Origin of the sequence: Megamonas sp. Calf98-2, assembly GCF_900110235.1 — a bacterium.
GTDB lineage: Bacteria > Bacillota > Negativicutes > Selenomonadales > Selenomonadaceae > Megamonas > Megamonas funiformis.
Genome location: NZ_FOCY01000041.1, coordinates 1 through 13,788, shown reverse-complemented (window position 1 = coordinate 13,788; position 13,788 = coordinate 1). Strand labels below are relative to the sequence as shown.

The 13,788-nt window shown below is 30.8% G+C and carries 11 protein-coding genes; 5 read left to right on the top strand and 6 right to left on the bottom strand.

The window, feature by feature from the left end; translation table 11 throughout:
* From tnpA to hsdR, 4 genes are all read right to left on the bottom strand, one after another.
* Nucleotides 1-213, bottom strand: a 213-nt coding sequence (gene tnpA, locus BMX03_RS10200) for an IS200/IS605 family transposase (protein WP_143052094.1), incomplete at its 3' end; no start/stop codon positions are given.
* 130 nt (nt 214-343) lie between these two features.
* On the bottom strand, nt 344-1,684 hold the full coding sequence (locus tag BMX03_RS10195) for a restriction endonuclease subunit S (protein ID WP_177159381.1): 1,341 nt from the start codon (nt 1,682-1,684) through the stop codon (nt 344-346).
* Nucleotide 1,685: 1 nt separating this feature from the next.
* Complete coding sequence (locus tag BMX03_RS10190; RefSeq protein WP_091695220.1) at nt 1,686-3,107, bottom strand: class I SAM-dependent DNA methyltransferase; 1,422 nt, start codon at nt 3,105-3,107, stop codon at nt 1,686-1,688.
* Complete coding sequence (gene hsdR / locus BMX03_RS10185; RefSeq protein ID WP_091695217.1) at nt 3,104-6,394, bottom strand: type I restriction-modification system endonuclease; 3,291 nt, start codon at nt 6,392-6,394, stop codon at nt 3,104-3,106. Before hsdR ends, BMX03_RS10190 begins: the two co-directional genes overlap by 4 nt.
* A 267-nt stretch (nt 6,395-6,661) precedes the next feature.
* Here hsdR and BMX03_RS10180 point away from each other — a divergent pair, with 267 nt between their 5' ends.
* From BMX03_RS10180 to bioF, 5 genes are all read left to right on the top strand, one after another.
* On the top strand, nt 6,662-6,868 hold the full coding sequence (locus BMX03_RS10180) for a hypothetical protein (protein WP_015563232.1): 207 nt from the start codon (nt 6,662-6,664) through the stop codon (nt 6,866-6,868).
* A gap of 260 nt (nt 6,869-7,128) precedes the next feature.
* Nucleotides 7,129-8,040, top strand: a complete 912-nt coding sequence (locus BMX03_RS10175; protein WP_091695215.1) for a DMT family transporter — start codon at nt 7,129-7,131, stop codon at nt 8,038-8,040.
* Between the two features lie 114 nt (nt 8,041-8,154).
* A complete protein-coding gene (locus tag BMX03_RS10170; protein WP_008537322.1) occupies nt 8,155-8,634 on the top strand; it encodes a hypothetical protein in 480 nt (159 codons plus the stop codon).
* Between the two features lie 5 nt (nt 8,635-8,639).
* Nucleotides 8,640-9,395, top strand: a complete 756-nt coding sequence (locus BMX03_RS10165; RefSeq protein ID WP_075555333.1) for a 6-carboxyhexanoate--CoA ligase — start codon at nt 8,640-8,642, stop codon at nt 9,393-9,395.
* Nucleotides 9,396-9,413: 18 nt separating this feature from the next.
* Complete coding sequence (gene bioF, locus BMX03_RS10160) at nt 9,414-10,568, top strand: 8-amino-7-oxononanoate synthase (RefSeq protein ID WP_091695212.1); 1,155 nt, start codon at nt 9,414-9,416, stop codon at nt 10,566-10,568.
* Nucleotides 10,569-10,618: 50 nt separating this feature from the next.
* On the opposite strand, the gene uvrA is transcribed toward bioF, so the two are convergent.
* Entirely contained in the window at nt 10,619-13,465 is a 2,847-nt protein-coding gene (gene uvrA / locus BMX03_RS10155) for an excinuclease ABC subunit UvrA (RefSeq protein ID WP_091695209.1), read from the bottom strand.
* A 162-nt stretch (nt 13,466-13,627) separates the two neighbouring features.
* On the bottom strand, nt 13,628-13,788 hold a 161-nt coding region (locus BMX03_RS10150; protein WP_143052075.1), incomplete at its 5' end, for a zinc ribbon domain-containing protein.

Below are 13,788 nucleotides of genomic sequence, written 5' to 3'. Positions count from 1 at the left end.
ACTTTTAGGATGAGCTCTAAATAATATATGAACATGATCTTCATCATGGTTCCATTCTTGCAAAGTTATATTATATTTAGGAGATATATACTCAAATATTTCTTTAGCTCGTGAAGAAATGTTGTCATCAAAAACTTTTCTTCTATATTTTATGACTAATACTAAATGATAATTTAGCAAAAATACTGAATGAGCATTGTTGTCTAAATTCATTATAATCACCACATTTTTTTATATTCGACCAATAAGATTATCTCATAAAACATATATCCAGTCAATCTCCTAAGGAGCAATTCATCTCACTACCTTAGAGGTAGGAGACTTCTTGCTCAGTATGGTTAAATTATTTTTCAGCTAAAATCTCTTTTAATAGATTTTCAGCACTTTCTTCATCAGGGTTATTTGTGCCTAACTCTCCACGAAAAGCTTTAGCTAGTATTGCTTTTTTCAGTAATTCTATTTTTTCTAATTGCTGTTCTAAGTTTTTTATTTTATTATACTTAGCCAATAATTTATCTAAAATATTAACAATTTCCTGTTGTTCTTCAAGAGTAGGTAATAAAATATTTAAATCTAAAATATCTTTTCTTGAAATTCCTGGTATTAATCCATTTCCTTCAAATTTTAATCGTTCACATTCTCTCAATAAAAAATAATATAGATAATGCGTATTTAAATCATTTAAAGCTCTTAATGCCATTATTTGTCTACTAATATTTATTTTTTCTTCTTTTTGTAAATAAAGCTTTCCTATTGTTCCCTTTACACTGAGTAATATATCGTTTTTTTCTGATACTACTACTGGATTTTCTATCCATCGTTCAATAAAAAATTTATTATCTTTTATATTACTTGCACCTAAAATATATGGTATTCCTATAGATTTATCATTACATAAACTTACACTAACATCTCTACCTGAAATTAATTTTATGACATTCTTTAATTTAACTTTATTAAAAAAATTTTTTTCATTAATATTATTTTTTTTTCTCCATTTTACTGTTAATTCACCAGTAAAAGCTTTATGCAGTATTGCCATTTTATTTTGTTCAAATTGAGCTAAAGTATTTTCTATTAATTCTTTGGCTCTATCTAATTTAGCAAATAAAGACTCTATTCTATTTACTATTCTTTGCTGTTCTTTTATTGGTGGTAAAGGTATTGATATAAATTCTATAACTTTAGGGCTAATATTAGGTTGCGCTCCACCATATGCCAAATTTAATATATCTTCATTTTTTAAAGCTATATAATAATTTCTATATTCATTAAGAACTTTTTCTTTATTCTTTATTTTTATATTTCCTATACGCTGATTTAAATATGCTATTTCATCTAAATAATAAACGCCATTTTTTCCTGTTGTTGCTCCCGATAAAGCTATTAACAAATCACCTTTTTCTATAACATATTTTTCTTCATTCTTTTCTAACTTATTAACATAAATACATTCATTAATGTTTACTATACCATTTTCTATATTAGATATTCTTACTAAAGGTATTCCTTCCTTTTTATAATCTATTTTTTTAAAAGCATATCCATTTTCTATATAAAAAATATCTTTAAAATATGTCCAACACCAATTATTTGGTATTTTATATGGTTGTTCTTCTTTTGGTACTAAGGCATTTTGCAATTTTTCTTCTATGGTTAACTCTATTTGTTTTTTCTTTGCCATTTTAAGCCTCACCATTTTCTAAGGATTTTAATTCATTTACAACTTCACTAAGCAAGGCTTGTGCTTCGGATAAATCTGCAATCATTTCTTCTGTGCAATCAATAGGATTTGGCAAGTCTTCATAATCTAAGATACTATCATCTTTTATCAAGCCTAAATCAAGGCTATTGCCTTTTTCGGCGATTTGTTCTCTTGTAAATACAGAAAATCTTTCATCTTGTATTTTATGTCTATCTTCTGCTGTATAAGCCTTGATAAAATCGGCAAAATCGCTTTTTTTGAGTGGATTTGTTTTACCAAAAGAAGGCATATTCGTTCTTAAATCATAGAACCACACTTCTTTTGTATTATCTTTATCAGTTTTGCCACGTGTGAAAAATAATACATTCGTTTTTACACCTTGAGCGTAGAAAATCCCTGTAGGTAATCGCAAAATTGTATGCAGATTGCATTTATCCATTAAATCAGCACGGATTTTTTCGCCATCACCGTCAGCAAATAATACATTATCTGGAAGTACAACACCTGCCCTAGCTTTGCCATTGGCTTTTAAACTACGATAAATATGTTGCAAGAAATTCAACTGTTTATTGCTCGTAGGATAAGTGAAGTCATCACGTGTTGCACGTTCGCCACCTTTTTTCGTACCAAAAGGAGGATTGGCAAGCACTACATCAAAATCTTTTAATACTTTTCCTTGATTGGATAATGTATCAGCAAGCATGATATCGCCATCAATATCGTGAAGCATTGCATTCATCAAAGCTAATCTATGTGTATCATGTACTAATTCGCAACCTGTAAAAGCTTCTTTATATTGAAAATCACTTTGTTCTTCATCTAAATCATCATAATCATCAGTTTGAGATTTTACATAATTATTTGCAGAAATCATAAAGCCAAAAGTTCCGCAAGCTGGATCATTACAACGTTCGCCTGCTTGTGGTGCTACAAGCTCTACAATCACATCAATGAGTACACGAGGGGTAAAATATTGCCCTGCTCCAGATTTTTTCTCATTGGCATTTTTTTCGAGCAAACCTTCATAAAGATTGCCCAAGCCTTCTTCTTTAGCACTGTACCAATCAAGTTCATCTATAGTTTTAATTATTTTTTCTAAATTCTTTGGTTCTTCAATGTTGGTCGCTGAACCTTGATAAATCTCTCTAATTCTGCCTGTAGTATTAGTGCCTAATTTATCTAATAATTCTTTATAGAAATTTTTTAATTCAATACCGCTTTTATTTACTAAATTATCCCAGCGATATGCTTCAGGAATATTTTTTTCTACACCTGTTTCTTTTGCCATTTTCAAAAATAAAATATAGGTGAGTTCTGTTACATATTGATGATAAGTTATACCGTCATCTCTTAGTACATTACATAAATTCCAAAGTTTTGCTACTATCTCTTGTGTATTCAAGCTATTTTTCCTCCATCTTCATATAAATATTGGTTTAATTCTACTATAATTTCTGCTAAATGTCCGCCAAATTTTTTATTAATAGTTTTAAAACCACCTTTTTTTACAAATCTTGTATCTGTATCAAAGGTTTCTTTATTAATTACAGACTCATGCAATAAATATTTCTCTATGCTTTTCAAGAAAGTTTCTTCACTTACAGAAAAATAATGATTTGCTTTCAATTTTTCCATAGCCTTTTTTATACGTTCTTCATGACTAACTCTAGCACTGCCAAGCATACATTGACGAATTATGCTGATGATATCTGCTGTTATCTCTTGATTAGTCATTTGGTTTAAAGCTGTATTTAAATGTGTTTGACTAAAACCATTACTATCTAGTTTTAAGCATAATCTTTTTAAATCTTCACGTTTTAAATCGCTAGGTTTTGTACAGATTAATTTCAAAGCCATTATTTCATTCATATTATCTTTTAAATATTGAGTGAAACTTTCTATATAATCTTGTGGTTTTTGCGTATTTCCATAATCTCTAGTATGAGATACTACTTCATCTTCACCCTCATAAATAATGCGAGTCTTGCCATGACAAGCATCTTTTTCTTGTAAAAAAGTAAAATAGCTTTCATGCTCTTGTATATAAGAGCTAATTTTTTCTACTGGCAAAGCTCTCAATTCGTCAATAAAATCAGTTGTTGATTTACCTGTCATTGTTTTGAAATCTTTTTTCTTTTTATCGCTCATAGATTGCTGTTTACGATTTAATTTACCGACTAATTGCTCTAATTGATTTTGTTTATATTTCAGTTCATCTGCTGTATATATGCCATTATCTTCTTTTATTTTATTGATGATATCTCCTATGCTGATATTAGGATTTACCACGACAGGTTTCATAGTATTTACACTGTCTAAAGCTTCATATACACCTACAGGATCATAAATCTCAAAACAAGTCTTATCAATTTGCGGACATAGACGAGTTGCCCTGCCTAACATCTGTTCAAATAAAATACGAGATTTCACTCTGCGTAAAAATACTAAAGTATCTATCTTCGGCACATCAACACCTGTAGTCAACAAATCTACAGTAACAACAATAGAAGGATCTTTTTCATTTTTAAAACGACGTATATATTCTAAAATACGGTCTTTATTTCCTTGACCTGCACTAGCAGTGATTTTGATAATTGTATCACTAGGAATATTATAATCAGGGCAAATTTCTTTTAAGATTTTTACGATTAAATCTGCATGATTATCGTCAACAGCGAAAATTAATACTTTTCCCTGCTTATCTTCATCTTTTTGATTATTTTTTCTACTGATACTCTCTATGATTTCGATTAAGACTTTGCGGTTAAAATCTTCGGTGATTACTTCACGATTAAATTTATCCACTTCGATATGAACTTCATCTTCTAAGCAAGCTACATTTGTTACCTCTTTTGTAGCTGTATCATAAAGTAACATATTATCGCCTTTATGATAGACTATACCTTCATTGTATAATCTTGTACGGATATTGTGCGGTACATCATGGTCTACTAGAAATCTATCATTAACAGCTTCACGATAAGAATAAGTAAATACTGGTTCGCCGAAAATTTCTGTAGTATGCAGTGCTGGTGTAGCCGTAAGCCCTATTTTTACGGCATCAAAATATTCAATGACATAGCGATATTTACTGATATAATCCTGTTGATTATTATACAAAAGTTCTTCTTCGCTCATTTGTCTATCCAAGATATAACCTCTGTGAGCTTCGTCTACAATGATTAAATCAAAATCGCTGACAGACGGCATTTTATTATATTTTTCACCATCTTCATCATTTTGATACAACAATCTTTTAACCATACTTTGTACAGTGGCTATCTGTATTTTAGTCTCTCTATCTATCTGTTTATTATTTAACCCTTTTATATTATAGATTTCATCTAAAGTCATCAATTCTTCAAGCTTTACCTCACGAAAAGTTTCATAAGCTTGCTCACCTAGACTCGTTCTATCCACTAAAAATAATATGCGGTGAAATCTCTTTGTCTTTAAAAATAGATATATCATACCTAAAATAGTGCGAGTCTTTCCTGTACCTGTAGCCATGGCTAATAAAATATTTTTCTTGCCTGCTACGATAGCATCAACAGTTGCTTTTATCGCATTTACTTGGTAATATCTCAAATTCAAACCTTGCTTATCTACTAAAAAGCCTTGATTATAATTTGTTAATTCACTATTTACTTTTTCTATATCTAATTGCAATAATTCTTTAAGTCCTTCTGGAGATTTAAAACCTCTCAAAGCTACAGGATAATTTAAACTACTGCGTAAATCTCTAAACCAAATACCCGAAGCTGTTTCTATCTGTTTTAAATACGGTCTACCATTCGTCGCAAATACAAAAGGAACTTTATACTCACCATATTGACCAATTAAATATTTTTCATCAATTATAATTTGACTAGCATATTCTTTAGCTTGATAATCCATTACAGATAAAATATCTTTATCTATACTTTTAGCTTCTACTACTGCTACAAGTTTTAAACCAATAAATAACGCATAATCTACATGACCTGTAGTTTTTTTATCTGTCATTGTAGGCCATTCTGCTATTGCCATATTTACATTTTTCTGTGGTCTTGAGCCTTTGCTATAGCGAATATTTCTTGTATCTACTTGCCAACCAGCTTCTCTTAGTTGTGCATCAATGATATATCTTGTCTGTTCTTCTGTTAAATTTAATCTATCTGTTGCCGATTTTATTAAATTCAAACGTTTATCTCTTTTAATAACTTTTGCTTTAGAAGCTGTTTGCAATGCAGATTGTGTTAATTGCTGTAATTCGTTTTCTTCAATATTTGTATAATAAATATCTTCTTTTTTAGGCAAAATAAATGGTCTGTGTTCATATCTATAATCTCCATAAGTCTGCATAAACCACTCACTAAGCACATAGGCAAATTCTAATAAAAGACCACAAGGCTTTTCATAATTTTCATGAACAGCTTTATTTCTTGCTTTACGCAAAGCATGTAAAATATTTTTAAGTTGTTCATCAATATAACCTTCACGAATTAAAATATTTATACGATTTACCGCTTTATCTTCTGTCGGTTTTTTTATGTTATCATATTCAAAAATTAAATTTACAACAGTTTCCCCTATCATGCCTAATTTAATTAAACAAGAATTAGGATCTGTATATAAATATTTTTCTGCTAAATCACCTAAATTTGCTAATACTGGAAATTTTTCTTTTAAAAAATCAAAATTACTCATAATCTATCACCATAAATTATTTTTTATACTTATAATCTTTATTATAATATTAAATTCTATCTCTTTGCGCAAATAATACGCCTATTTTTACATATTAAAAAATTTTTTGAAAATAGCTATATTTGACAACAATTTTAAGATATAAACTTTCTTCAAATTCATTGACTCTTGATTATAAAGCGTTATAATAATAACCGAAATAAATTTTCACGAAAAAAATTATACAACATTTTATATATATTTTTTAAAATCAGGAGGAATTTCATTATGAAAACTGTTCTTATTATTCGTGCTTTATTAGTAGCTATTGCAAGTTTTATTCTTTCCCTTTATATAAATAATCCAACAATTACTGCTTTAACTTTAGGGATTATTTGTTTAGGCTTCTTAGCAAATCTCATCACTTATAGACTTATCACTAAAAGAGATGACGAAGAAGAAGCATCTTATCACAGCGCACATAGTTTACAATAATATTAATAATATATTGTAGGCTATTATTATACCTCTGACATAAATACACTTATGTCTTCAAATCAAAACCTATATATTAATCAAATCTTAATCTAATGTATAATTTTTGTGGAGCTTATTATGGATTGAAAAATCTTTAATAAGCTCTTTTTTTATAGTTACATTTCATTAATTTATTCCTTTAAAGTCAATATATTGTTAGTCAAATATTAACATAGTATAATCTTAAAATATGAAATTTATTTTAGGAGCGTTATTTTATGAAATTGAAGCAATGGATTCAAATTTTTCCCATTTTGTCGGGCATAATGTGGGGTTCTGCGGGGATTTTTGTCCGAAAACTTAGCGAATTAGGTCTAAATAGTGTTTCTATTGTCGAAACTCGCATCATTGTTGCTATTATCATTATTATTGCCGGTTTACTATGTTTAGACAAAAAATTACTCAAAATCAAATTAAAGGATTTATGGATTTTTATTTGTGCTGGTATTTTTAGTATGTTAGGTCTAAATCTTTGTTATAACTTCGCCATAAATGAATTAACCTTATCCTTATCTGCTGTTTTATTGAGCCTTGCCCCTATATTTGTATTGATTTTGGCTAGTATTTTATTCAAAGAAAAACTCACTTTTCAAAAAACCGTTTGTGCTATTTTGGCTTTGATTGGTTGTATATTATCTAGTGGCGTCTTAGAAGAAGTCGGTGCTATGAAATGGACTACCATCGGTATTATCATTGGCACTTTAGGTGCATTCTTCTACGGTACATATAGTATATTCTCCAAAATCGCCATGCTCAAAGGCTATCATTCTTTCACAGTTACAATTTATAGCTTAATGGCTGTTGGCATAGCTTTATTGCCTTTTACTGATTGGTTAAAAGTTTGGGAAATCATTCAAATTGACCCAGCGCCTATGAGCGGATTTTTATTATTACATTCTTTGCTTACTTCTGTATTGCCATATATTTGCTTTACTGTAGCTTTAAATTATGTCGAAGCTGGCAAGGTTGCCATTTTAGCCTCTGGTGAACCTATAGCTGCTATGCTCTTTGGTATTTTCTTTTATCAAGAAATACCTACTATCTTATCCTTAATCGGTCTATTCACTGTTTTACTTGCCCTAGGATTATTGACCATTCCTTTTACAAAACTAAAAAAAATCTTTAATTAAACAAAACTAATCTACAGATATATTTTTCTTATGAAATCTATATCTGTTTTTTTATTTGACAAATAGCTCATCATTCTTTAAAATGTTAACTAAAATTATAGAAAGGTTGACAATATGAGATATAAAACTTCTACACTTTGTGAAATCGCTATTTTAGTTGCCATGATTTCTATATTAGGCTCAATCAAAATTCCTAATATCATTCCTGGCATTGAATTTCAATTATCCGCTCCCTTAGCTGTAGCTATTTGTAGTGTCTTTGGTTTTAAAAAATATATCATCAGTGGCATTTTATCTAGTGTAATCTGTTTAGCTTTAGGTACACAAAATATATTAAATGTAGCTATTGCCATGCAATTTCGTCTAATCGTTGGTCTACTTTTATATTTAGCTCAAAATCATCTTTATATGATAATTTTCGCTGGCCCTATCGCTTCACTCATCGCTAGATTTAGTCTATTTTTCTTTCTAGGCAATCTTGGTGCTTTGACATTTTCCATGATTTTATTTACCATTCCTGGACTTATCTTCACTGCTATAGCTTCCCCTATTTTAGTAAATATCTTAAAGAAAATAATTCATAAAAGGAGATAATATTTATGCTCTATAGTATTCGTATGCGTTCAGCTCAAGGTGGAGCTCATGAACATGGTGGTCATCATATTTCCGGTGCTGAACGTTTGATTACAACACAAGATTTAACTACAATCACAGAAAATTTAATTCAACGAGCTTTAACTCATGAAAAAGGCAGAGCAGATTTTATTCGCCTTACTATTGAAGAAGTTAAACCCAAAGATATCATAACTATTCCTATGCTTAAGATGGAAACGTATACGGCTATTAATGTAAGTGATGGACATAAAAATGCTTGTGAATTCTTAGCTAATGCTGGTATTTCTAAAATAGCCATAGATAGTGCTATGTCATCTTTATTATCACTACAAGAAAATATGCGTGGTGCTATTTTAATTGATGCCACTACTGGAAAACGCTTGGATAATACAGGCATGAGAGGAATTCGCGTCAGTCGCATGGATTTCAAAGATACACTACAAGCAAAAAAACATTTTGATGAATTAGGCTATACAGACAATCATGTACAAGAAGCTCTCGTCTTAGCTAGTAAAGTTTTATCCGCACCAAATGTCGTAGGAGAATTATGTTGGTCTGATGATCCTAATTATATTATCGGTTATGTATCTGCTAATAATATTTATCACCGCATTACTAAAATGAAACCACTACATAGCAGTCAAGGTGGTCGAGTATTTTTTGTAAAAACACCTGTAGATATCACAGCTTTGCAAAATTATCTTGAAAGACAGCCCGTACTTGTAGATATTAATTTATAAATCAAAATGGAGTTTATCATGCAAGATAATTTAAATAAATATTTAACTGAAATAGAAATTTTACATCAACAGCAATTATATCGAAAACCTATAACTTATATTCCCATTTCTGCCACTAAAGTTCTAAAAGATAATGAAGAATTTTTGATGATGGCTTCTAATAATTATTTAGGGCTTACACATCACCCACAAGTGAAAAAAGCTGCTATTGATGCTATCGAAAAATACGGCACAGGCTCTGGTGGCTCACGTTTGATATCTGGCTCTCATATTTTATTTGCCAAATTAGAACAAGCACTTGCTGAATTTAAATCTACAGAAAAAGCATTGGTCTTTAATACTGGCTATATGGCTAATGTTGGCACTATTAGTGCATTGACTAATAATAATGATTACATTATCAGCGACGAATTAAATCACGCAAGTATAATTGATGGCTGCCGACTCAGCAAAGCTAAAACTTTAATTTATCGTCATAAAAATATGGCAGATTTAGAAAATATATTAAAAAATTTACCATATTCTCATACGAAATTAATCGTTACTGATAGCGTATTTAGCATGGACGGAGATATTGCTCCTTTAGATGAAATAGCCTATTTAGCACATAAATACAATGCTTTAACTATGGTTGATGATGCTCATGCTACAGGAGTCTTGGGCAAAGGTCATGGCAGTGTAGAACATTTTCACCTACAAGGAAAAATTGATATTCAGTTAGGCACTTTAAGCAAAGCCCTCGCTTCTGAAGGTGGCTTTGTCGCTGGCAAAAAAATTCTTATTGAATATCTCATCAATAAGGCTCGCAGTTACATTTTTTCTACAGCATTGACACCAGCAGATATAGCAAGTAGCCTTGAAGCATTGTCCTTAATCGCTAACGATAATAGCTTAGTTGATAAATTATACGATAATATTTCCTATGTACAAGATTTATTCCAACAAAATAATATAGATATAAACTTAACGACTCCTATCGTGCCTATTATTGTGCATAGCAATGAAAAAGCTCTGCAAATAGCTCAAAAACTCTATGAAAAACACATTATTTTATCTGCTATCCGCCCACCGACAGTCCCACAAAATCAAAGTCGATTGCGTCTTACTATATCAGCTAGTCATACACAAGAAGATTTAAATTTTATTATCACTGAATTAATTAAATTACTTTAATATAAAAAGACCTTGATAATACATAAATTATATTATCAAGGTCTTTATTTTTATGCATCTCGTTTATTTAATCTTTTTCCTTCTTCAAGTAAAGGTTTTAAAAATTGCCCTGTGTATGAAGCTTTTACTTTCGTTATATCTTCTGGTGTTCCTTTGGCTACAATAGTACCACCACGATTGCCACCTTCAGGACCTAAATCAATCAAATAATCTGCTGTCTTAATCACATCAAGATTATGTTCAATGACAACTACAGTATCTCCACCATCAACTAATCGCTGTAATACATCTAAAAGTTGATGAATATCTGCTGTATGCAGTCCTGTTGTCGGTTCATCTAAAATATAAAGAGTCTTTCCTGTACTTCTTCTAGCTAATTCAGAAGCTAATTTTACACGCTGTGCTTCACCGCCAGATAATGTTGTCGCTGGCTGTCCCAATTGAATATAACCAAGTCCTACATCTTGCAATACTTTCATATAGCGATAAATTTTAGGTATATTTTCAAAAAATACACAGCCTTCATCAACTGTCATATTGAGTACATCAGATATAGTTTTCCCTTTATATTTTACTTCTAAAGTTTCACGATTATATCTCGCTCCCTTACAAACTTCGCATGGAACATATACATCTGGTAAAAAGTGCATTTCGATTTTTATAATGCCATCACCATGACAAGCTTCACAACGTCCACCTTTAACGTTAAAACTAAAACGACCAGGTTTATATCCTCTTATCTTCGCTTCATTAGTTTGACTGAATAATTCACGAATGCTATCAAATACACCTGTATATGTCGCAGGATTAGAGCGAGGTGTTCTTCCTATTGGCGATTGGTCAATATTGATGATTTTATCTATATTTTCAATGCCTTTTATCTCTTTATGTTTACCTGGTTTTCCTTTTATTGTATATAATTTACTTGCTAAACCTTTATACAATATTTCATTTACCAAAGTAGATTTTCCAGAACCAGAAACACCTGTTACTACAGTAAATACACCTAATGGAAATTTTACATTTATATTTTTTAAATTATTTTCTTTAGCACCGACAACTTCGATAAAATTACCATTGCCTTTTCTTCGCTCTTTTGGTACTGGTATATATTTTCTACGACTTAAATATTGCCCTGTTATTGAATTTAAATTTTGCTTGATTTCTTCAACAGTTCCTTGAGCTACTACTTCACCGCCACCAGCTCCCGCTTTTGGCCCTATATCAATAATACAATCTGCTGCATACATAGTATCTTCATCATGTTCTACCACAATCAAAGTATTTCCTAAATCGCGAAGATGTTTTAATGTAGCTAACAACCTATTATTATCTCTTTGATGAAGTCCTATACTAGGTTCATCTAAAATATATAATACGCCAACTAAACCTGAACCAATCTGTGTAGCTAAGCGAATACGCTGAGCTTCCCCACCAGATAAAGTACCTGCTGCTCTAGATAATGTCAAATATTCTAACCCTACATCTAGTAAAAAACCTAATCTAGCATGAAGTTCTTTCATAATCTGTTTAGCAATGATTTCTTCACGCTCAGTGAATTTAAGATTTTTAAAAAATTCATTAGCTTCAGCGATAGTCATATCTGTTACTTGTTTTATATTTTTATCGCCAATAGTGATGGACAATACTTCTGGTTTTAACCTTGCCCCTTTACATTTTGGGCATGGTGTAGTGCTCATATATGCTTCATATGATTCTCTCATTATATCTGAATTAGTCTCTTTATAACGACGCTCAAGCATAGGCATTACACCTTCAAATGGTGAAAAATACTCTTTATATTCATCATACATATTCACATATGAATAATTAAATCTTTCTTCACCTGAACCATTTATCAAATACTCTTGAATATTTTTATCGATTTCATTCCATGGAGTATTTAAAGTATAACCATATTTTTTTAATACAGCTTCAATCTGTACCATAGCATAAGAAGCTGGATTTTTAGATAATGGTGCAAATAAACCTTCTGCTGGGCTTAAATTTTTATTAGGCATTACTAAATCAATATCAAATTGTTGATGACTGCCAAGTCCACTACATTCAGGGCAAGCCCCATATGGACTATTGAAAGAAAACATACGCGGAGCAATCTCTGGCAGACTGATACCACAATCTATACAAGCAAAATTTTGGCTAAACATCAATAATTCACCATCAACTACTTGTACATAGACAATTCCTTCGCCTATATCTAAAGCAGTTTCAAGTGAATCTGCTAAACGTTGTTCAATGCCTTCACGCACAATCAAGCGGTCGATTACAACTTCAATCGTATGTTTTTTATTTTTTTCTAGATTGATTTCTTCATTAATATCTATAACTTCGCCATCAATGCGTACACGCACATAACCTTCTTTGCGAATTTGTTCCAATACTTTTTTATGTTCGCCTTTTTTCCCACGAATGATTTGTGCCATGATCAATAATTTACTGCGTTCTGGCAAACTCATGATATTATCTACCATTTGGTCTACTGTCTGTTGAGTAATAGGTTTACCACATTTGGGACAATGAGGTTTTCCCACTCTAGCGAATAATAAACGCAAATAATCGTAAATCTCGGTAACTGTTCCCACTGTAGAACGAGGATTATGACTTGTTGTCTTTTGGTCAATAGATATAGCAGGAGATAGTCCTTCTATATAATCAACATCTGGTTTATCCATCTGCCCTAAAAATTGTCTAGCATATGCAGATAAAGATTCTACATAACGACGTTGACCTTCGGCATATATCGTATCAAAAGCTAATGAAGATTTCCCACTACCACTCAATCCTGTTACTACTACTAATTTATCACGAGGAATTTTTACATCTATATTTTTTAAATTATGAGCTCTCGCTCCTTTTACTGTTATAAAATCAGACAAAATATATCCGTTGCCAAAAATCTATAAAAATATAAAAATTTGTTTATTTCCTTCTTCATTGAATCCGATTTTGCCATAGCTACTTTCGTTTGATATGATTCTCCAAAGGCTTAAATTCGGATACAACGAATCCTACATATTAGCATTTTCTTGCTTGTGAAACTATGCTAATTTATACATAGATAAATTTAGTGAAGCATTTAAGTCTCTATCAATTACTGCTCCACAGTGTGGACATCTATAAACTCTATCTTTTAGTTTTAAATCTTTCTTTATAAATCCACACTTGTTACAAGTTTTTGATGATGGATAAAATCTATCTG

Coding starts and splice junctions, on each gene's coding strand:
- BMX03_RS10195 (WP_177159381.1), bottom strand. CDS start 1,684: ATGGCAAAGAAAAAACAAATAGAGTTAACCATAGAAGAAAAATTGCAA.
- hsdR (WP_091695217.1), bottom strand. CDS start 6,394: ATGAGTAATTTTGATTTTTTAAAAGAAAAATTTCCAGTATTAGCAAAT.
- BMX03_RS10180 (WP_015563232.1), top strand. CDS start 6,662: ATGAAAACTGTTCTTATTATTCGTGCTTTATTAGTAGCTATTGCAAGT.
- BMX03_RS10175 (WP_091695215.1), top strand. CDS start 7,129: ATGAAATTGAAGCAATGGATTCAAATTTTTCCCATTTTGTCGGGCATA.
- BMX03_RS10170 (WP_008537322.1), top strand. CDS start 8,155: ATGAGATATAAAACTTCTACACTTTGTGAAATCGCTATTTTAGTTGCC.
- BMX03_RS10165 (WP_075555333.1), top strand. CDS start 8,640: ATGCTCTATAGTATTCGTATGCGTTCAGCTCAAGGTGGAGCTCATGAA.
- bioF (WP_091695212.1), top strand. CDS start 9,414: ATGCAAGATAATTTAAATAAATATTTAACTGAAATAGAAATTTTACAT.